Below are 20,971 nucleotides of genomic sequence, written 5' to 3' on the forward strand. Positions count from 1 at the left end.
TTTGTAGTCGTGACAACGGAGGCTCGGCCGGACATCCCCGCGCAATACCTGTTGTCGGACTCCGCACCACCGTCGCGGACGCTGGTCGACATCCTTCACGAGACCGCCCAGCGGCATCCCGACGCACCCGCCCTCGACGACGGTGACGTGCAGCTGACCTACGCCGAGCTGATCGCCGACGTCGAGGAGAGCGTCGCGTGGCTGGCCGCGCGAGGGATCGGCCGAGGCGACCGCATCGGCATCCGGATGCCCTCGGGCAGCTACGCGCTCTACGTCGCGATCCTGTCGGCGCTGGCCGCCGGCGCCGCCTACGTGCCGGTCGACGCCGACGATCCGCAGGAGCGCGCCGACCTGGTGTTCGGCGAGGCCGGCGTCGTCGCGATCATCACCGACCTCGGGCTGGTGCGCGGCCCCGGCTCGTCGCGCGGATGGCGTGCCGGTCCGCCCATGCCCCGCGACGACGCCTGGATCATCTTCACCTCGGGCTCCACCGGAACCCCGAAGGGCGTGGCGGTGACGCACCGCAACGCCGCCGCCTTCGTCGACGCCGAGGCGCAGGTGTTCCTGAAGGACGGCCCGATCGGACCGGGCGACCGCGTGCTGGCGGGCCTGTCCGTCGCGTTCGACGCGTCGTGCGAGGAGATGTGGTTGGCGTGGCGCTACGGCGCCTGCCTGGTACCCGCCCCCCGATCGCTGGTGCGCAGCGGCATGGATCTGGGTCCGTGGCTGGTGTCCCGCGACATCACGGTGGTCTCGACGGTGCCGACCCTGGCCGCATTGTGGCCCGCCGAGGCCCTGGAGGCGGTGCGGCTGCTGATCTTCGGCGGCGAGGCCTGCCCGCCCGAGTTGGCGGAACGTCTCGCGGTGGACGGCCGCGAAGTGTGGAACACCTACGGCCCCACCGAGGCGACGGTCGTGGCGTGCCTGGCACCGCTCGGGACGGGGCCCGTCAGCATCGGCCTGCCGCTGCCGGGGTGGGACCTGGCCGTCGTCGACTCCGAGGGCAACCCCGTTCCCCTCGGCGCAGTCGGCGAACTGGTGATCGGCGGCGTCGGGCTGGCGCGCTACCTCGACCCCGACAAGGACGCCGAGAAGTACGCACCGATGCCGACCCTGGGATGGTCGCGCGCCTACCGCAGCGGTGACCTGGTCCGGCTGGAGTCCGACGGGCTGTACTTCCAGGGCCGTGCCGATGACCAGGTCAAGGTCGGCGGGCGGCGCATCGAGCTCGGCGAGGTGGACAACGCCCTGGTCAACCTGCCCGGTGTCAGCGGCGGGGCGGCCGCCGTCCGGCGCACCGCGAGCGGCACTCCCCTGCTGGTCGGCTACATCGCAAGCGCCGATCCCGACTTCGACCTGGCTGCCGCCCGCGTGGCGCTGGCCGATTCGCTGCCCGCGGCCCTGGTACCCAGACTCGTTCTGCTCGACGAACTTCCGACCCGAACGTCGGGCAAGGTCGACCGCAACGCACTGCCCTGGCCGGTCGGCGACGCGGCCGACGACGCCGCCAACCCCGATCTCGCCGGCACCACCGGCTGGTTGGCCGGGCTGTGGCGCGATGTGCTCGCCGCACCCGTGGCGGGCCCCGAGGAGGACTTCTTCGCCCTCGGCGGCGGGTCGCTGTCAGCCGCGCAGCTCGTCGCCGCGCTGCGCACGCGGTACCCGGAGGTGACGGTCGCCGATCTCTACGACCACCCCCGGCTCGGCTCGCTGGCCGGATACCTCGACGAACTCGATCCCCCGGTCGCCGTCGAGACACGCACCGTCGCACCCGTTTCCCGCACCGCCGCACTGACCCAACTCGCGGCGTCGGTGCCGTTGTCCACGCTGGCGGGCATGCAGTGGGTGGTGTGGCTGGCGCTGCTCAACGACGTCGCCGCGAGGTGGCAGCTGCTGCCGTGGGCCGTACCCGTCAACTGGTGGCTGCTGCTGATCGGCTTCCTGGTCTTCGTGACCCCGGTGGGCCGAATGGCGATCGCGGTCATCGGCGCGCGCATCCTGATCGGCAGCCTCGAGCCGGGTACCTACCCCCGGGGCGGGACGGTGCATCTGCGGGTCTGGCTGGCCGAACGCCTCGGTGAGGCCAGCGGTGCCGAGAACCTCGCGGGCGCACCGTGGTTGACGTACTACGCCCGCGCACTCGGCAACCGGGTCGGCAAGGGCGTCGACCTGCACTCGGCCCCGCCGGTGACCGGCATGCTGTCGCTGGGCCACCGATGCTCCATCGAGCCCGAAGTGGACCTCACCGGGCACTGGATCGACGGCGACCTGTTCCACGTCGGGGAGATCGTCGTCGGCAACGACGCCACCGTCGGCGCCCGCACCACCCTGTTGCCCGGCTCCGTGATCGGCAAGAACGCCGACATCGCCCCCGGATCCGGTGTCGTGGGCAAGGTCAAGGCCGGTCAGTACTGGAAGGGCTCACCGGCCATGAAGTCCGGCAAGGCGCGCCACCCGTGGCCCGACGAACGCCCGCCGCGCGCCCCACTGTGGGTGGCGATGTACGGGCTGACCTCGATCCTGCTCGGCGCCGTCCCGCTGCTGGCGCTCGGCGCCGGTCTCGCGGTGGTGGGCTGGGCGATCGGCGACACCGCCTCTCTCGGGGACGCGATCTGGCCCGCCCTGGCGTGGACGCCGGTCGCGACCGCCGTCTCCGTGGTGGTCTACGCCCTGCTGACGGTCCTCGGCGTCCGCATGATGTCGCTGGGGTTGCGCGAGGGCTACCACCCCGTGCGCAGCCGCGTCGGCTGGCAGCTGTGGACCACCGAACGGCTGATGGACGCCGCACGCAACTACCTGTTCCCCGTCTACGCGAGCCTGCTGACACCAGCCTGGATGCGGGTGCTGGGCGCGAAGATCGGTCGGGGCACGGAGATCTCGACCACGCTGATGACGCCGAAGTTCACCGTCGTGGAGGACGGCGCGTTCCTGGCCGACGACACCATGGTGGCGTCCTACGAACTCGGCGGCGGTTGGATCCACGTCGCCACCGCGACGGTCGGCAAGCGCGCGTTCCTGGGCAACTCCGGCATCACCCAGCCGGGCCGGCGGGTGCCCGACGACGGGCTCGTCGCGGTGCTCAGCGCCACGCCGCACAAGGCCAAGGCCGGTTCGTCGTGGCTCGGCAGTCCCCCCGTCCGGCTGCGGAGGCAACCGACCGCGGCCGACGCCCTGCGCACCTTTCATCCGTCGCGCAAGCTGAAGATGTTGCGCGGCATGGTCGAGACCTGCCGCTTGCTGCCGATGATCGTCACGTTCGCGATCGGCGTCGCCATGCTCTGCGCGCTGCAGGCCCTGGCCGTCGGGTTCGGCTGGGTGTGGGCGTCGTTGGCGTGCGGGCTGGTGCTGATCGTCGTCGGCGCCGTCGCGGGCGCGATCGCCGTGCTGGCCAAGTGGCTGTGGGTGGGCCGCATCGAGGCCAAGGAGCACCCGCTGTGGTCGTCCTTCGTCTGGCGCAACGAAGTGTCCGACACCTTCGTCGAAACCGTTGCCGCGCCGTGGTTTGCGCGCGCGGCGAGCGGGACGCCGGTGATGAACGTGTGGCTGCGGGCCTTGGGCGCCACCATCGGGCGCGGCGTCTGGTGCGAGACGTACTGGCTGCCGGAGGCCGACCTGGTCACCATCGGCGACGGGGCGACGGTGAGCCGTGGCTGCGTGGTGCAGACCCACCTCTTTCACGACCGCATCATGCGGTTGGACACCGTGGTCGTCGAGTCCGGTGCGACGCTGGGGCCACACTGCGTGGCACTGCCGGCGGCGAAGATCGGCGCCAACGCCACGGTCGGCCCGGCCTCGCTGGTCATGCGCGGTGACGAGGTGCCCCCGTCGTCGCGGTGGCAGGGCAACCCGATCGCGCCGTGGGGCCCGAAGCGCAAGAAGCGCGGCTCGTCGGGCAAGTCCTCGAAGAGCGCCGCATGACCCGAGGTGTGAAGCGCAGCAAGGGAACTCCGCCGGTCATCGACCCGTACCTCCCCGGCAACGGGAACTTCGGCTACCGGGTCTCCCGCTACGAACTCGACGTCGAGTACAAGGTCAACATCAACCGGCTGGCGGGCACCGCCACCATCACCGCGGTGACGCTCGCCTCACTGCGGACCTTCAGCCTGGATCTGTCCGATGCGCTGGCCGTCTCGAAGGTGACGGTCAACGGCCATCGGCCCGCGAACTTCTCGCGCTCGCGCGGCAAGCTCGACGTCACCCTGGCCACCCCCCTGGCCGCCGGTGCCGCGTTGTCGATCACCGTGAAGTACTCGGGTACGCCCAGACCGATCCGATCACTCTGGGGTGACGTCGGATTCGAGGAACTCACCAGCGGTGCACTGGTCGCCGGACAACCCAACGGGGCGGCGTCCTGGTTCCCGTGTGACGATCATCCGAGCAGCAAGGCGAGCTATCGCATCGCGATCACGTGCGAGAACCCCTACTACGCGCTCGCCAACGGCAAGCTGGAGTCGCGCAAGACCAGGGCCGCCATGACGACGTGGACCTACGAACAGCCCGAACCGACGTCGACCTACCTCGTCACGCTGCAGATCGGCCAGTACGAGCACCACCGACTGACGAAGCAACCAGTGCCGATGAATGCCGTTCGGCCACAACGGTTGCGCGCGGCATTCGATCACGACTTCGGCCGCCAGCCCCAGATGATGAAGCTCTTCGTCAAGCTGTTCGGCCCGTATCCGTTGGCGAACGGCTACACCGTCGTGGTGACCGACGACGACCTCGAGATTCCGCTGGAAGCGCAAGGCATTTCGATCTTCGGAGCCAATCATTGCGACGGCGAGCGCGGAGCCGAGCGGCTGATCGCCCACGAGATGGCCCACCAGTGGTTCGGCAACTCCGTCACCGCGCGGCGCTGGCGCGACATCTGGCTGCACGAGGGCTTCGCCTGCTACGCCGAATGGCTCTGGTCGGAGGAATCCGGCGGGCGCACCGCCGACCAGCACGCCCACCACTACCACCAGCGACTGCGCCACTCCCCGCAGAACCTGCTGCTGTCCGACCCCGGACCGCGCGACATGTTCGACGACCGGGTGTACAAGCGCGGCGCCCTGACGCTGCACGCGCTGCGGGGCACGATCGGCGACGAGAACTTCTTCGAACTGTTGCAAGACTGGACGACTCGGCACCGCCACGGCACCGCCGTCACCGACGACTTCACCGGGCTGGCCGCCAACTACGCCGACGAATCGCTACGGCCGCTGTGGCAAGCATGGCTCTACTCGACGGACGTCCCCGACCTGTGACCGACGGCGCGGCCGTCCCGACCCAGGGACCCGTCACCCGGAGCAGCGTCGTCCGGGTCGGGACGGCCACCGTCGTCAGCGCGCTGTGCGGGTACGCCGTGCTCTACCTCGCGGCGCGCAATCTCGAACCAGCCGGCTTCTCGGTGTTCGCGGTGTTCTGGGGTGCGTTCGGACTCTTCGCCGGCGCGGCCAACGGGCTGCTGCAGGAATCCACCCGCGAGGTGCGCCAGGCCAGGACGCTGACCCGGGTGCCCGAACCACGGTCGAGCCCGATCCGCGTCGCCGCCGTCGTCGGCGTGGCCTCGGCAGCCGCGATCGCGGGTACCTCGCCGCTGTGGTCCTGGCACGTGTTCTCCGAATCCCAGGCGCTGAGCGTCGTCCTGCTCGCCGCGGGTGTCGCCGGATTCTGCGTGCACGCGACGCTGCTCGGGATGCTGGCCGGGGTGGACCGCTGGTCCCAGTACGGCGCCCTCATCGTCGGCGACGCCGCCATGCGCGTGACCGTCGCCGCCGCCACCTTCCTGGTCGGCTGGGGTCTGGTCGGGTACCTGTGGGCGACCGTGGCCGGTGCGATCGCCTGGCTGGTGCTGCTGCTGGCCTCGCCGTCGACGCGCGCGACCGCCCGACTGTCGACCCCCGGCACGACGGCGGTGTTCCTGCGCGGCGCCTCGCACTCCATCGCGGCCGCCGGCGCCAGCGCGATCCTGATCATGGGATTCCCCGTCCTGCTGAAGGCCACCTCGGCGGACCTCGGTGCGGCGGGCGGCGTCGTCATCCTCGCGGTGACGCTGACCCGCGCTCCGCTGCTGGTGCCGCTGACCGCGATGCAGGGCAATCTGATCGCCCACTTCGTCGACCAGCGGGCGCGGCGCCTGCGGTCGCTGGTGACGCCGGTGGCGGCGCTGGCCGTGCTCGGCGCCGCGGCCGTGCTGGTCGCCGGACTGCTCGGGCCGTGGCTGCTGCGCACCGCGTTCGGACCCGACTACCAGCTCGACGGGGCGCTGCTCGCATGGTTCACCGCCGCTGCGGTGATGATCGCGGCGCTCACGCTCACCGGTGCCGCCACGGTCGCGGCGGCGTTGCACCGGGCCTACGCGATCGGGTGGATCAGCGCGACGGTGGCCTCGACCCTGCTGCTGCTGGCGCCGTGGGCGCTGGAGACCCGCACCGTCGTGGCATTGCTCTGCGGGCCGCTGGCGGGGATCGCGGTGCACCTGACCGCACTTGCCAGGGTTCCCCCGTCGTGAGCGTGTAATTTGACCTCTGACATGCAGGGCAACAGCTATGACGACGCGTGGATCGTCATCCCCGCCTTCAACGAGGCGTCCGTGATCTCCGACGTCGTCACCGACGTCCGCTCCGTCTTCGACAACGTGGTCTGCATCGACGACGGCAGCCGCGACGACACCGCCGAGCAGGCCCTGCGGGCCGGGGCCCACGTCGTGCGCCACCCCGTGAACCTCGGCCAGGGCGCCGCCATCCAGACCGGTGTCGAGTACGCGCGTAGCCGGCCGGGCGCCGCGGTCTTCGCGACGTTCGACGCCGACGGCCAGCACCGCATCGCCGACGTCATCCGAATGATCGGCCGCCTCCGCGCCGAGAATCTCGACATCGTGGTGGGCACGCGCTTCGCCGACGGCACCCCCAACAACATGCCCACGCTGAGACGCCTGGTCTTCCCCCTGATCGCCAAGCTCAGCCCCACCAGCCGCAAGCTCGGGCTGACCGACGCGCACAACGGGTTGCGCGTGTTCGACAAGGCCGTCGCCGACGGCCTGAACCTGACGATGAGCGGCATGGCCCACGCCAGTGAGATCGTCGCCCTGATCGTGGAGAACGGCTGGCGGGTGGCCGAAGAGCCCGTCGAGATCCTCTACACCGACTATTCGATGTCGAAGGGTCAGCCGTTGGTCAACGGTGTCAACATCGTCTTCGACGGGTTGCTGCGGAAGAGGATGCGCCGATGAATTGGATTCAGTTTCTGCTGATCGCCGCCGTGCTGACGCTGCTGGTGTACCTGCTGCGGTCACGGCGCAGCGCCCAGGCCAAGGCGTGGGTGAAGATCGGGTACGTGCTGTTCGTCCTCGCCGCGGTCTACGCGATCGTGCGCCCCGACGACACCACCGTGGTGGCCAACTGGCTCGGGGTCGCCCGCGGCGCCGACCTGCTCGAGTACGCGCTGATCGTCGCGTTCCTGTTCACCACGCTGAGCACCTACATGCGCTTCAAGGATCTCGAGCTGCGCTACGCCCAGCTGGCCAGGGCCGTCGCGCTCGACGGCGCGCGGGCCCCCGAACCCGCTAGACCTGGTCGCGGAAGAAGGCGACCGTGCGGTCGATGCCCTCGGCCAGTCCCACCTTCGGGGTCCAGCCGAGCACCTCGGTGGCCCGGCCGATGTCCAGGCTGGACCGGCGGAGATCGCCCAGGCGCGGAGGATGCATCTCGGGTTCGTCGGGCGCTCCGGCGGCCGTGGCGACGGCGGTGTGCAGCGCCCGCGTCGAGGTCTCGACGCCCGTGCCCGCGTTGAAGCGCTGACCGCTGCCGGCCGACCCACCGGCCCGGACGAACGCGTCGACCACGTCGTCGACGAACACGTAGTCGCGGGTGTCCGACCCGTCGCCGAAGATCTTGGTGGTCCTGCCCGCCAGCAGCGCCTTGGCGAAGATCGCGACGACGCCGGCCTCGCCGTGCGGATCCTGCCGCGGCCCGTAGACGTTGGCCGGCGCGATGTGGGAGCAGTCCAGGTCGTAGAGATTCCGGAACATGTTGAGGTAGACCTCGCCGCAGACCTTGCTGGCCGCGTACGGCGACGACGGGTCGACGGGCATCTCCTCGGTGGTCGGGTAGCCCGGCGGATTCTTGCCGTAGATGGAGCCACCGGAGGAGGTGTGGACGATCTTGCGCACACCACCCTTGCGGGCGGCCTCGGCGAGTCGCACGGTGCCGACCACGTTCACGCTGGAGTCGAATTGGGCGTCGTCGACCGAACGGCTCACCGAGATCTGGGCGGCGAGGTGGAAGATCACCTCGGGTCGGACTTCCTCGACGAGGCTCACGAGGTCGGCGTCGACGATGTCGGCCTTGGCGAACTCGTAGGCGTCGTGCCGCTCCGCCCCGACGATGTTCACGGCGTTGCCGGAGCTCAGGTCGTCGACCCCGATGACGACGTGACCATCCGCCAGGAGTCGATCTACCAGCGTTGATCCGATGAAGCCAGCCGCTCCGGTGACGAGTGTCCGCACCGGGCCACCATACCGACACGTACAGTCGCACCGGTGATTCGGCGGCTGGGAGCGTGGCGACCTCGGGCGCACTGGGTCCTCGTCGTCGCCGTGGCGCTGGTGGCCGCGCAGCTGGCCATGCGCGGGGTGCTCGCGTTCCGCGGCTACTTCTACTGGGACGACTTGATCCTCATCGCCCGGGCGGGCACCCACGACCTGTGGTCCCCGGCATACCTGTTCGACGACCACGACGGTCACGTGATGCCCGCGGCGTTCCTGCTCGCCGGGGCCATCGCCAAGGTGGCGCCGTTCGACTGGATGGTCCCCGCCGTATGCCTGGTGCTGCTGCAACTGGTGGCGTCGCTGGCCATTCTGCGGGCGCTGCACGTGATCCTCGGCTGGCGACCGCTGTTGCTGATCCCCCTGACCTTCGCGCTCTTCTCTCCGCTGTCACTGCCCGCCTTCGCATGGTGGGCGGCGGCGCTCAACGCGCTGCCGATGACCGCGGCCATGGCCTGGGTGTGCGCCGACGCGATCCTGTTGGTGCGCACCGGCAATCGGCGCTACGCGGTGACCGGCACGCTGGTGTACCTACTGGGGTTGACGTTCTTCGAGAAGGCCGCGGTCGTTCCGTTCGCGGCCTTCGCCGTCGCGACGCTGCTGGCCTACGTGCTGGGCGACCGGTCCGCATGGGTGACGGTGTGGCGGCGCGGACGACTGCTGTGGCTCGCCACGGGTGCGACGACCGTGGCGTGGGTGGGCGTCTACCTGCTGGTCGTCGACCAGCGACGCTGGACGCTGGACTTCCCCATGACCGGCGATCTGCTGGTGCGCTCGGTGACCCACGGCATCGTGCCCGCCCTGATCGGCGGCCCATGGCAGTGGGAGCGCTGGGCGCCGTCCTCGCCGTGGGCGCTGCCCCAGTGGCCCGTGATGGTGGTGGGCTGGGTGGTGCTGGTGGCGGTGATCGCGCTGTCGGTGGCCCGCAAGGAACACGCCCGGGTGCTGTGGTTCGCCGCCGCGGCCTACGTGATCGCCTGCCAGCTGCCGATCTACCTGATGCGGTCCTCGCGCTTCACCGCCATCGAGTTGGCGCAGACCCTGCGCTACCTGCCCGACCTGGCGGTGATGCTCACGCTGCTGGCCGCCGTCGGGGTGCTGGCGCCGAATCGGGCGACCTCCGCGCGGCTGGACGCCTCGCGGGTCCGCACGGTCGCCGTGGTGGCGGGTGCCGCGCTCTTCGTCGTCAGTTGCGGCTACTCCACCGCGACCTTCACCGCGAAGTGGCGCGACAACCCCACGCGGGCCTACGTGGCCAGCGTGTTGGCCAGCCTGTCGGCGGCGCACGCCGACACCACCGCACCCCTGCTGGAACAAGAGGTCGACCCGCTGATCCTGCAGCGGTTCGCGTGGCCGGACAACCTGTTCGGCCATGTCTTCGCACTGGTGCGTGACCGTCCCGAATTCAGCACCAGCACGACCGATCTGCGCACCTTCGACCGCAAGGGCCATCTGGTCGACGCACAGGTCACCTGGGTGCGGCACACCCTTGCCGGCCCAAAACCGCAGTGCGGCTACCTCGTTCAGCCCGGCACCCCGGTCCGGATGCCACTGGACGGTCCGATGCTGCCGACGGAGTGGACCGCCGAGATCAACTACTTGGCCAACAACGACGGGTCGATGACCTTCGCCCTGTCCGACGGCGACCCAACCCGGGTACCGGTTCATCCCGGGCTCAACCGGGTCTTCGTCAGGCTGTCCGGGGCGGGAAACGCGGTCGACGCCGTGGCCAACACCTCGGCGTTGTCGGTGTGCCTGGCCTCCGGTCCGGTCGGCTACGTGGCGCCGCCGTAGTTCGGAGCGAGTCGGCGGCCGAACGGGCAGTCCGACCCGCCGGACGTCATCTATGGTTCCCTCGATGCCCGCCACGCATGGTCGGCCATGACGGCAGAGAACGAGGCGATCGCATGACGTCCACCGACGCACGTCCGACCGAGCTGACCGGTCGCATCGTCCGCCCCGAGGACACCGACTACCGATCGGCCAGCGACTCGTGGAACCTCTTCTTCACCCACGAGCCGAGGGTGATCGTCTTCGCCCAGGAGACCCGGGACGTCGTCAACGCACTCACCTGGGCGCGGCAGCACGACGTCGCGGTGCGGGTGCGCAGCGGCGGCCACAACCTCGAGGGGTGGTCCACCGTCGACGGCGGCATCGTCGTCGACGTCAGCGAGCTGAAGTCCGCGACCGTCGACGCCGAGGCGCGTACCGCGACCGTCGGCGCCGGGCTCAACCAGGGGGAGGCCGTCGCCGCGCTCGCCAGGGCCGGCTTCGCGGCGCCGACGGGCACCGAGGCCTCGGTGGGGCTGGTGGGCGCCACCCTCGGCGGCGGCTTCGGACTGTTCACCCGGGCGTTCGGCATGGCGTCGGACCACCTGCTCGCCGCCGAGGTCGTCGTCGCCTCGGATGACGGCGGCGCCACCGCCATCATCGTCGATGAACGGAACGAGCCCGACCTGCTCTGGGCATTGCGCGGCGCCGGCAACGGCAACTTCGGAATCGTCACGTCGCTCACCTACCGGGTCCATCCCCTGACGCAGATCGTCTACCTCACCGCCACCTGGTCGGACATGACGGAGTTGCCGAGCGTCTTCGACGCCTGGCAGCGCTGTGCGATCGACACCGACCAGCGGCTCACCAGCCAGCTCGAGATCGACCCGGGCGAGCTCGTGCTCGTCGCGGTGCTCGTCTCCGGATCGCAGACCGAGGCCCTCGAGTTGCTCGCGCCGATTCTGTCGGTGGGCAACGCGGCCGTCTCGACCCGGGACGCGGGCTGGGGCGAGACCTACGCGGGCTTCCAGATCCCGACGGCCGACGAGCCGAGAAACTGGAAGTTCAACTCGCAGTTCATCTATGAGCCGTTTCCCGCGGAGGCCATCGCGATAGTCGCCTCGTTCATGGCCAAGGTTCCCGCACCGGGGTGCAACTACTTCACCCAGGCCTTCGGCGGTGCCGTCAGGAACAGTGAACCGTCGGGTGGATCCGCCTTCGCGCACCGCAACGCGCTGTTCTACGCCGAACCTGGCGCAGGTTGGGGCCCGCGCCGCGGCGACGCGCCTGCCCACGCATCCGGCGAACCCGACCCGGCCACGAGCGCATGCCTGGCCTGGGTCGCGGAATTCAGCGAAGCGTTGTCGCCCTTCGTGAACGGGGCCTACGTCAACGTGCCGAATGCCGACATGCCCGATTGGGAGACGGCGTACTGGAGAGACGGCGTCGACCGCCTGCGCGCGATCAAGGCGAAGTACGACCCCACCAACGTCTTCAGCTTCGAGCAGAGTATTCCCGTCGCGGGCCGCTGACCGAACCATCCCGGTCGACGAATCGTGGGGCCGCCTTGGGGAATCGAACCCCAGACCTTCTCATTACGAGTGAGATGCTCTACCGACTGAGCTAAGGCGGCGACGCCTGGTCAGCCAGGCGAGCCGAGTCTACGGCAGGCAGCGGTGCCAACCCAAAACGATGGGCGCTCAGCCGCGAAGTGCCTGCCCGACGGTGGCCACCAGGGCGTCCACCGCGAACTTGGGCTTCACGTTCACCGCCAGCGCGTCGCGGCACTCGAGCACTGCCTCGATGCAGCGCAGCAGTCGGTCGGGCGGGACGTGTGCCGCCATCGCCGCGACCTTGTCCGCCATGTCGGGATGGTTGGCCACCACGCCGGTCGCCCCGGACGACACCAGCATGGCGTCGCGAAAATAGGTGGCCAGGTCGATGAGCGCGCGATCCAGCGCGTCGCGCGAGGCGCGCGTCTGCCGCGACTTCTGGCGCTTCTCGAGATCCTTGAGGGCCCCGGCCGCGCCTCGCAACGCACCCGCGGCGCCCTTGCCGGTGCCTCCGCCACCGAGTGCCGTGCGCAGTTCCTCGGTCTCGGCGTCGTTGCGGTCGCCGGTGAGCGCCTTGGCCTCGTCGTCGGCGGTGACCACCAACTCCTCGGCCGCGGCATAGGCCCGCGCCGGCGTCGCCGCGTCCCGAGCCAGCCCCAGCGCACGCTCCCGGCGGCTCCTGGCCTGCTCGTCGGTGGCCAGCCGACGGGCCCGCCCGACGTGCCCGCCACTGACCGACGCCGCCCACGTGGCGTCCTCCTCGGCGATGCCGTCGACGTCGACCAGAACCCGCGCGATTGCGTCCAGCCGCGGGGTCACCAGGGCGACGTGGCGGCACCGCGAGCGCAGGGTGATCGCGATGTCCTCGGGGTCGACCGACGGGGCGCACAGCAGGAAGACCGTGGACGCGGGCGGCTCCTCGACCACCTTGAGCAGCGCGTTCGCCGCACCCTCGGTGAGCCTGTCGGCGTCCTCGACCACCACGACCTGCCACCGCCCGGTGCCCGGCCGCCGCGACGCGATCTGGACGATGTCGCGCATCTCCCGGACACCGATCGACAAGCCCTCGGGAATGATCCGGCGCACGTCGGCATGGGTGCCCGCCATCGTGGTCGTGCAGGCGCGGCACTCCCCGCACCCTGGGGCGCCGTCGGACGTGCACTGCAGGGCCGCGGCGAAGCACACCGCCGCAATCGACCGGCCGGACCCGGGAGGCCCGGTGATCAGCCACGCATGGGTCATCCGGCCGCCCGTGGCGCCGGTGCCCATTGGGTTGTGAGCCGAATCACCGCGCGCTGCGCGGGCGGCGGCAACCAGTTCCGCTTCGACGGCGTCCTGACCCACCACACGCGAGAAAACACCGCTCATCAGGCGCCACCCTAGTGGTCGCGGCCGACACCGGCTCGGACGACGTCTGCGACAGCGCCCGTGCCGACGCCCGTGGACCGATACGGTTGTCGGATGACCGGTCCGACACCGCCGATGGGGCGGATCACCGCCTTCGTGCGGTGGGTCGCACGCACGCCGTGGCCGGTGTTCACCCTCGGCATGCTCCAGGCCGACATCATCGGCGCGCTCTTCGTGCTGGGCTTCCTGCGATTCGGGCTACCGGCCGAGGACCGGGTTCAGCTCCAGGACCTGCCCACCCTCAACCTGGCGGTGTTCCTGGGTTATCTCTTCGTCTCGTTCACGATCCTGTCCTGGCTGACGTTGCGGTTGCTGATCCCGGTGATCCGCTGGCAGCGCCGCGACAGTCTGCTCGGGGGTGGTGACCCGGCGGTGACCGACCTGGCCCGCGTGCGGGCTCTGAGGATGCCCTTCTACCGGTCGGTGATCAACGTCTCGAACTGGTTCCTCGGCTCGATCGTGTTCATCGTCGCCAGCTGGCCCGTCGCCAGCAGGTCGGCGCCGGTCGTCGCCGTCGCCGCGGCCCTCGGTGCCACCGCGACGGCAATCATCGGCTACCTGCAGTCAGAGCGGGTGCTGCGGCCGGTCGCCGTGGCCGCGCTACGCGGTGGAATCCCCGAGAGTTTCAAGGCGCCAGGTGTCATCCAGCGGCAGGTGCTCACCTGGGTGCTGTCCACCGGCGTGCCCATCCTGGCCATCGTGCTGGCCCTGGTGGCCAGCAGGTTCGAGATCCTGACCGCCCCCGCGGAGCGCCTCAACACCCCGATCCTCCTGCTGGCGGTCGCCGCGCTGGTCATCGGTCTGGCCGGCACCGTGCTGGTGGCCATGTCGATCGCCGATCCGCTGCGGCAACTGCGCTGGGCACTGGGCGAGGTGCAGCGCGGCAACTACAACGCCCACATGCAGATCTACGACGCCAGCGAACTGGGCCTGCTGCAGGCCGGCTTCAACGACATGGTGCGCGACCTCGCCGAGCGGCAGCGCCTCCGGGACCTGTTCGGCCGCTACGTCGGGGAGGACGTCGCCCGCCGGGCACTGGAGCGCGGCACCGAGCTGGGCGGACAGGAGCGCGACGTCGCCGTGCTCTTCGTCGACCTGGTCGGCTCCACCCAGCTGGCCTCCACGCGGCCCGCCGCCGAGGTCGTCAGCCTGCTCAACGAGTTCTTCCGAGTCATCGTCGACAGCGTCAACCGGCACGGTGGGTTCGTCAACAAGTTCCAGGGTGACGCGGCGCTGGCCATCTTCGGCGCCCCCATCGAGCACCCCGACGCCTCCGGGGCCGCGCTGGCCGCCTCACGCGAACTGCACGACGAACTGATCGAGGTGCTGGGCGAGACCGACTTCGGCATCGGCGTGTCCGCAGGCCGGGCCATCGCCGGCCACATCGGCGCTCAGGCCCGCTTCGAGTACACCGTGATCGGCGACCCGGTCAACGAGGCCGCCCGGCTCACCGAGCTGGCCAAGCTGGAGGAGGGGCACGTGCTGGCGTCGGCCATCGCGGTCAGTGGCGCGCTGGACGCCGAGGCGTTGCGCTGGGACGTCGGCGAGATCGTCGAACTGCGCGGCCGCGGCGCGCCGACGCAGCTGGCCCGGCCGCTCAACCTCGCCGCCTCCCGGCGCGTGTCGAGCCAGGCGCCGAACTAACCCTTCTTCGCCGCGGCCTTCTTGGCGGGCGCCTTCTTGGCCGGCGCCTTCTTGACGGTCTTCTTGGCCGGCGCCTTCTTCTTGACGGGGCCGCGCGCACGCCGGTCGGCGAGCAGTTCCGAGGCCCGGCCGTCGGTGATCGACATGACGTCGTCACCCTTGCGGAGGCTGGCGTTGGTCTCGCCGTCGGTGACGTACGGACCGAATCGGCCGTCCTTGATCACCATCGGCTTCTCCGAGACCGGATCGGTGCCCAACTCGCGCAACGGCGGCGTCGCAGCGCCCTGCCTGCCGCGCCGCTTGGGCTCGGAGTAGATCTTCAGCGCCTCCTCGAGGCTGACGGTGAACATCTGCTCCTCGTTGGCCAACGAGCGAGAGTCCGTGCCGCGCTTGAGGTATGGACCATAGCGGCCGTTCTGCGCGGTGATCTCCTCGTTCGTCGCCGGGTCGACGCCGACCACCCGCGGCAGTGACAGCAGCTTGAGCGCGTCGTCGAGCGTGATCGTCTCGAGGTCCATCGACTGCAGCAGTGAGCCGGTGCGCGGCTTGGGCCCTGGCGGCGGCTTCTTCGTCTTCTTCGCGGGTGCGGCGGCGTCACCGTCGTCGGGAGTCTCCGGCGGCGCAGGTAGCACCTCGGTGACGTACGGCCCGTATCGCCCGTCCTTGGCGACGATTTCGTGACCACTCACCGGGTCGACGCCGAGCGAGCGACCCTCCTGCGGTGTGGAGAACAACTTCTCGGCGAGCTCGAGGGTCAGCTCGTCGGGGGTGAGCTCATCCTTGAGATTGGCCCGCTGCGGCTTCAACTCGCCGTTGGGATCGTCGGGGTCGACGATCATGCGTTCCAGGTACGGACCGTTGCGGCCGACGCGGACGTTGATGGTCCGACCCTGGTCGTCCTCGAAGAGCTTGATGGAGTTGACGACTCGCGCGTCGATCTCCTCCAGGTTGCCGCCGACCAGCTTCTTGAGCCCACCGGCGCGCGCGATCGAACCGTCGACGCCGTGCTCGCCACCGAAGTAGAAGTTGTTGAGCCAGTTGGTCCGTCGCTCGTTGCCGGATGCGATCTCGTCGAGCTCGTCCTCCATGGCCGCGGTGAAGTCGTAGTCCACCAACCGGCCGAAGTGCTGCTCCAGCAACCCGATCACGGCGAACGCCACCCACGACGGGACCAGCGCACTGCCCTTCTTGTGGACGTAGCCACGGTCCTGAATCGTCTTGATGATCGACGAATACGTCGACGGGCGGCCGATGCCGAGCTCTTCGAGCGACTTGATCAGCGAGGCCTCGGTGTAGCGCGCGGGCGGGCTGGTGGTGTGCCCGTCGGCGGTCAGGTCCGACGCGTCGACGCGTTGTCCCTGCGTCAGATTCGGCAGTCGACTCTCGGCGTCGTCGGCCTCGCCACCGGCCTGCTCGTCGAGACTCTCGACGTAGGCCTTGAGGAAACCGGCGAAGGTGATGGTGCGGCCGCTGGCGTTGAAGACGACCTGCTCGCCCGACCGCGCGGCACCGGCGATGCGCAGACTCAGCGTCGTACCGCGCGCATCGGCCATCTGAGAGGCGACGGTGCGCTGCCAGATCAGCTCGTAAAGGCGGAATTCGTCGTTGTCGAGCGCAGAGTGCAGCTGCCCCGGCGTCTGGAAGACGTCGCCCGACGGCCTGATGGCCTCGTGAGCCTCCTGGGCGTTCTTGACCTTGCGGGTGTACTGGCGGGCCGTCGGATGGACGTACTCCTCGCCGTAGAGCTGCCTGGCCTGGTTGCGGGCCGCGTTGATCGCCGTCTCCGACAGCGTCGTCGAGTCGGTGCGCATGTAGGTGATGTAGCCGTTCTCGTACAACCGCTGCGCGATGCTCATGCACCGCTCCGAGGAGAACCGCAGCTTGCGGCCGGCCTCCTGCTGCAGCGTCGAGGTCATGAACGGCGGGTACGGCCGGCGGGTGTAGGGCTTCTGCTCGACCGAGGCGACGCTGAGCTGGGCGCCGCGCAGACCGCCGGCCAGGGCCGAGGCGGCCGATTCGGTCAACACCCGCACTTCTTCGGGGCGTTTCAGCCCACCTAGGGAGTCGAAGTCGCGACCGCTGGCCACGCGCTTGCCGTCGACGGTGTTGAGCTTGGCGGTGAACTTCGGTGGAGACGCCTCGGGGTCGGACACCGACGCGTCCAGCTCGGCGGTGACGTCCCAGTAGCCGGCGCTGCGAAATGCCATCCGCTCGCGCTCGCGCTGCACGATGATGCGCGTCGCGACCGACTGGACCCGGCCCGCCGACAGCTTCGGCGCCACCTTCTTCCACAGCACGGGGCTGACCTCGTAGCCGTACAGGCGGTCGAGGATGCGACGGGTCTCCTGGGCGTCGACCAGGTCGATGTCGAGGTCACGGGGGTCGTCGGCGGCGGCCCGGATGGCCGATTCGGTGATCTCGTGGAACACCATCCGCTTGACCGGGATGCGCGGCTTGAGCGTCTCGAGCAGGTGCCAGGCGATCGCCTCGCCCTCACGGTCACCGTCCGTCGCAAGATAGAGCTCGTCGACGTCCTTGAGCAGCGCCTTGAGCTCGGCGACGGTGCCCTTCTTCTCGGGGCTGACGATGTAGAGCGGTTCGAAGTCCGCGTCGACGTTGACCCCGAGGCGCGCCCAAGGCTCCGTCTTGTACTTCGCGGGCACGTCGGCGGCGGCCCTGGGCAGGTCGCGGATGTGTCCACGCGACGATTCGACGACGTAGTTCGAGCCCAAGTAGCCCGCGATCTTGCGCGCCTTGGTAGGCGACTCGACTATGACGAGTCGCCGAATCCTGCCGTTGCCGCTGCCACCGCCGGAGTCAGCCAACTGTGTTTACGCTCCACTTCTATGTTGCCGAAAGCGCGATACCACTGAATCAGTGGTCCCACCAGCCCGCGGCAACTGACAATTTGGCACTACCGGCGAGCCTACGCAAACTGGCCTAGCCTGCGGGACTCACCCGGAGTGCGGCCAGCTGTGAAACGCCTCAGGCTCCTCGGGTGGTTCCCCTACGTTCTCTACCAGGCGCGATAGGCGTCGACGGCCACTGATCCGCAGCGCCGGGTGTGTCCCGCGGGTGCCGATCAAGGTTGGTGCAATTCCCACCCGCATCATCGCCGCCGCGAGTGCGGTATGCGTGTCCGGCGCATGCGGGTCCAGACCGAGCAGGTAACGGTCGGCTTCGGGCGTTCCGGCGGCCAACGTCCACGCCCGCAGCTCCCGCGGCCCGGGCAGCCACTGCGGCGGGACGGTCTTCACCGCACCGCGCGTCCAACTCTTCGCGATGCCGAACAGCAGCGGATCCGGCGCGGTGCGCACCAGCGGGGTGTTCTCGTCGGTCCGGCCGATCTCGGGCACCAGACCCGCGTCGGCGATCATCGCGGCCAGCGCCTCCGCGCGCCACTGCGCGTCGACCACGACGGACAAGCGCGCTGCCTGCTCTTTGCCCTGGCCGACGAGCACCACCTGTCCCGAGGCGGCCAGAATCCCGGTCAGGTCGGCGACCGCTGGCGGCACCGCCTCTGCCGAGAAGAAGGACAGCTGGCTCACGACTGCGACATTAGGCCAGCACGGCCTTCCCGCCGCGACACCGGGCCGCGACGACGTGGACGATCATGGAGTGGTTGGCGACGTCGAGGGGGTGCAGCGTGTCCGAGGGGGTCTCTGACTTCGGTCGCGCGCTGCTCGCCCGCGCCGTGGAGGGCACCGACGTCGACGAGCATCCGCTGCGCCACGTGGCCGACCTGGCGCCGCGGCGGGCTCGCACCCAACCCTGGCCGCAATGGGCCGATCCGGACGTCGTCTCGGCGTTCGTGGACCGCGGCGTCACGCAGCCCTGGAGCCACCAGGCCGCCGCCGCCGACCTCGCGCACTCCGGTCGCCACGTGGTGCTCAGCACCGGCACCGCGTCGGGCAAGTCCCTGGCCTATCAATTGCCGATCCTCACCACGCTCGCGGCCGATCCCCGCGCGCGGGCGCTGTACCTCTCGCCGACCAAGGCACTCGGACACGACCAGCTGCGGGCCGCGCAGTCGCTGACCAACGCGGTGCCGCGGTTGCGCGACGTCTCGCCGAGCCCGTATGACGGGGACAGCTCCAACGACGCCCGGCGGCTGGCCCGCGAGCGGTCGCGATGGATCTTCTCCAACCCCGACATGATCCATCTGTCGCTGTTGCGCAACCACGCCCGCTGGGCGGTGTTCCTGCGCAACCTGAAGTACGTCGTGGTCGACGAATGTCATTACTACCGCGGCATCTTCGGTTCCAATGTGGCGATGGTGCTACGCCGCCTGGTGCGGCTGTGCGAGCGGTACGCGGCCGACGACGGCGGCCCGACCGTCGTCTTCGCCAGCGCCACCGCCTCCGCACCGGCCGAGACGGCGTCGGAACTGCTCGGCCACACCGTCGCCGAGGTCACCGACGACGGCTCCCCGCAGGGTGGCCGCACCGTCGCGCTGTGGGAACCCGCGCTGCGCGACGACGTCACGGGCGAGAACGGCGCCCCGGTGCGGCGCTCCGCCGGCTCGGAGGCCTCCCGGGTGATGGCGGACCTGATCGCCGAGGGCGCACGCACGTTGACCTTCGTCAGGTCTCGGCGCGGGGCCGAGCTCACCGCGCTCGGGGCCCGGGCCCGGCTGGAGGACGTCGCACCCGACCTCGCCCATCTGGTGGCGTCCTATCGGGCCGGGTACCTGGCCGAGGACCGGCGCGCTCTGGAACGGGCCCTGTCCGAGGGCGAACTGCGTGGGCTGGCCACCACCAACGCCCTCGAGTTGGGCGTCGACGTCGCCGGTCTCGACGCGGTGGTGCTGGCCGGGTTCCCCGGCACGGTGGCGTCGTTCTGGCAGCAGGCGGGGCGGGCGGGGCGGCGCGGGCAGAGCGCCCTGATCGTGCTGATCGCCAGGGACGACCCGCTGGACACGTTCCTGGTGCACCATCCGGCGGCCCTGCTGGACAAGCCGATCGAGCGCGTGGTGATCGACCCGACCAATCCGTATGTCCTTGGTCCTCAAATGCTATGCGCAGCAACCGAATTGCCGCTGACTGAGGCCGAGGTGCGAACCTGGAACGCCGAAGCCGTGGCCGACGCACTGGTCGACGACGGCCTCCTGCGGCGCCGCCCCGCCGGCTACTTCCCCGCACCGGGTCTGGATCCTCATTCCGCCGTCGACATCCGCGGATCCACCGGCGGGCAGATCGCGATCGTCGAGACCGGCACGGGCCGCATGCTGGGCAGCACGGGTGCGGGTCAGGCACCGTCGTCGATTCATCCCGGCGCGGTGTACCTGCATCAGGGCGAGACCTACGTGGTCGACTCGCTGGACTTCGAGGACGGCATCGCGTTCGTCCGCGCCGACGATCCGGGGTACTCGACCTCGGCGCGCGAGTTGACCGACGTCGCGGTGACCGGTGCCGGAGAGCGACGCACGGTGGGGCCGATCACCATCGGCGTCGTGCCGGTGTCGGTCAGCCACACCGTGATCGGGTTCCTGCGGCGCCGGATGAACGGCGAGGTGATCGACTTCGTCGACCTCGACATGCCCACCCAGACGCTCGACACCATGGCGGTAATGTGCAACATCGAGCCGGAGGCGTTGGCGGACAGCGGAATCGACGACATCCGCGTACCGGGATCTCTGCACGCCGCCGAGCACGCGGCCATCGGGCTGCTACCACTGGTGGCCAGCTGCGACCGGGGGGACATCGGCGGGGTGTCCATGGCGGTGGGGCCGGAGACGGGTGAGCCGACGATCTTCGTCTACGACGGCCACCCGGGCGGCGCAGGCTTCGCCGACCGCGGGTATCGACGGCTGGGCACGTGGTGGGAGGCCACGGCCTCGGCGATCGAATCGTGCGAGTGCCCGTCTGGCTGCCCGTCGTGCGTGCAGTCGCCGAAGTGCGGCAACGGCAACGACCCGCTGGACAAGGCCGGGGCGGTGGCGGTGCTCAGGCTGGTGCTCGACGAGCTGGCCAAGTCCCCCGCGTGAGCCGGTCGGGACGGACGACCGACCCTGGTCGTGCAGGGGTGACGCAACCACGGTGCATGGTGGCGGCGCGTCCCCGAGACCCGG

Annotated in this window: 12 protein-coding genes, 1 tRNA gene and 1 pseudogene; 9 read left to right on the forward strand and 5 right to left on the reverse strand. The window is 70.1% G+C overall.

Annotation, left to right across the window (positions count from 1 at the left end):
• The first annotated feature begins 9 nt into the window (after positions 1-9).
• The 5 genes and pseudogenes from ABZ195_RS06760 to ABZ195_RS06780 form a co-directional block, all read left to right on the forward strand.
• Positions 10-3,918: a Pls/PosA family non-ribosomal peptide synthetase gene (locus tag ABZ195_RS06760; protein WP_355216002.1), complete on the forward strand. Its 3,909-nt coding sequence runs from the start codon at positions 10-12 to the stop codon at positions 3,916-3,918.
• Positions 3,915-5,246, forward strand: coding sequence for a M1 family metallopeptidase (locus ABZ195_RS06765; RefSeq protein ID WP_355216003.1), 1,332 nt, complete (start codon positions 3,915-3,917; stop codon positions 5,244-5,246). Before ABZ195_RS06760 ends, ABZ195_RS06765 begins: the two co-directional genes overlap by 4 nt.
• A complete protein-coding gene (locus ABZ195_RS06770) occupies positions 5,243-6,493 on the forward strand; it encodes a hypothetical protein (RefSeq protein ID WP_355216005.1) in 1,251 nt (416 codons plus the stop codon). The genes ABZ195_RS06765 and ABZ195_RS06770 overlap by 4 nt, the downstream gene beginning before the upstream one ends.
• A 21-nt stretch (positions 6,494-6,514) precedes the next feature.
• Positions 6,515-7,213 carry a glycosyltransferase family 2 protein gene (locus ABZ195_RS06775; RefSeq protein WP_355216007.1) on the forward strand — a complete coding sequence of 233 codons (699 nt, stop codon included), beginning with the start codon at positions 6,515-6,517 and terminating at the stop codon, positions 7,211-7,213.
• A pseudogene (locus ABZ195_RS06780) lies at positions 7,210-7,551 on the forward strand (DUF2304 domain-containing protein); the annotation flags it as partial. The gene ABZ195_RS06775 and the pseudogene ABZ195_RS06780, both read left to right, overlap by 4 nt.
• Here the strand turns inward: ABZ195_RS06780 and ABZ195_RS06785 are convergent.
• Positions 7,547-8,488, reverse strand: coding sequence for an NAD-dependent epimerase/dehydratase family protein (locus ABZ195_RS06785; protein ID WP_355216009.1), 942 nt, complete (start codon positions 8,486-8,488; stop codon positions 7,547-7,549). The pseudogene ABZ195_RS06780 and the gene ABZ195_RS06785 sit on opposite strands and share 5 nt — an antisense overlap.
• 117 nt (positions 8,489-8,605) lie before the next feature.
• On the opposite strand from ABZ195_RS06785, the gene ABZ195_RS06790 reads away from it, so the two are divergent.
• Positions 8,606-10,321: a hypothetical protein gene (locus ABZ195_RS06790; protein WP_355216116.1), complete on the forward strand. Its 1,716-nt coding sequence runs from the start codon at positions 8,606-8,608 to the stop codon at positions 10,319-10,321.
• A gap of 113 nt (positions 10,322-10,434) precedes the next feature.
• Entirely contained in the window at positions 10,435-11,829 is a 1,395-nt protein-coding gene (locus tag ABZ195_RS06795) for an FAD-binding oxidoreductase (RefSeq protein WP_355216011.1), read from the forward strand.
• A gap of 25 nt (positions 11,830-11,854) precedes the next feature.
• On the opposite strand, the gene ABZ195_RS06800 is transcribed toward ABZ195_RS06795, so the two are convergent.
• Positions 11,855-11,930 (reverse strand) — tRNA-Thr (locus ABZ195_RS06800).
• A 67-nt stretch (positions 11,931-11,997) separates the two neighbouring features.
• Positions 11,998-13,218 (reverse strand): DNA polymerase III subunit delta', encoded by a 1,221-nt coding sequence (locus ABZ195_RS06805; RefSeq protein ID WP_355216013.1) that lies wholly within the window; start codon positions 13,216-13,218, stop codon positions 11,998-12,000.
• Between the two features lie 93 nt (positions 13,219-13,311).
• Between ABZ195_RS06805 and ABZ195_RS06810 the strand changes: the two genes are divergently transcribed.
• Positions 13,312-14,901, forward strand: coding sequence for an adenylate/guanylate cyclase domain-containing protein (locus tag ABZ195_RS06810; RefSeq protein ID WP_355216014.1), 1,590 nt, complete (start codon positions 13,312-13,314; stop codon positions 14,899-14,901).
• Here the strand turns inward: ABZ195_RS06810 and topA are convergent.
• Positions 14,898-17,726, reverse strand: coding sequence for a type I DNA topoisomerase (gene topA, locus ABZ195_RS06815; protein WP_355216015.1), 2,829 nt, complete (start codon positions 17,724-17,726; stop codon positions 14,898-14,900). The two genes, ABZ195_RS06810 and topA, sit on opposite strands and share 4 nt — an antisense overlap.
• Before the next feature lie 129 nt (positions 17,727-17,855).
• Entirely contained in the window at positions 17,856-18,449 is a 594-nt protein-coding gene (locus ABZ195_RS06820; RefSeq protein WP_355216017.1) for a hypothetical protein, read from the reverse strand.
• A gap of 98 nt (positions 18,450-18,547) precedes the next feature.
• Here ABZ195_RS06820 and ABZ195_RS06825 point away from each other — a divergent pair, with 98 nt between their 5' ends.
• A complete protein-coding gene (locus tag ABZ195_RS06825; RefSeq protein ID WP_355216019.1) occupies positions 18,548-20,887 on the forward strand; it encodes a DEAD/DEAH box helicase in 2,340 nt (779 codons plus the stop codon).
• The last annotated feature ends 84 nt before the right edge of the window (positions 20,888-20,971 follow it).

The sequence above is a fragment of the Mycobacterium sp. NPDC006124 genome (assembly GCF_040614235.1).
Lineage (GTDB): Bacteria > Actinomycetota > Actinomycetes > Mycobacteriales > Mycobacteriaceae > Mycobacterium.

Bases quoted from the DNA above. Each gene is read 5' to 3' on its own strand.
- ABZ195_RS06765 (WP_355216003.1), top strand. From the start codon at position 3,915: ATGACCCGAGGTGTGAAGCGCAGCAAGGGAACTCCGCCGGTCATCGAC.
- ABZ195_RS06775 (WP_355216007.1), top strand. From the start codon at position 6,515: ATGCAGGGCAACAGCTATGACGACGCGTGGATCGTCATCCCCGCCTTC.
- ABZ195_RS06790 (WP_355216116.1), top strand. From the start codon at position 8,606: ATGCGCGGGGTGCTCGCGTTCCGCGGCTACTTCTACTGGGACGACTTG.
- ABZ195_RS06795 (WP_355216011.1), top strand. From the start codon at position 10,435: ATGACGTCCACCGACGCACGTCCGACCGAGCTGACCGGTCGCATCGTC.
- ABZ195_RS06805 (WP_355216013.1), bottom strand. From the start codon at position 13,218: ATGAGCGGTGTTTTCTCGCGTGTGGTGGGTCAGGACGCCGTCGAAGCG.
- ABZ195_RS06810 (WP_355216014.1), top strand. From the start codon at position 13,312: ATGACCGGTCCGACACCGCCGATGGGGCGGATCACCGCCTTCGTGCGG.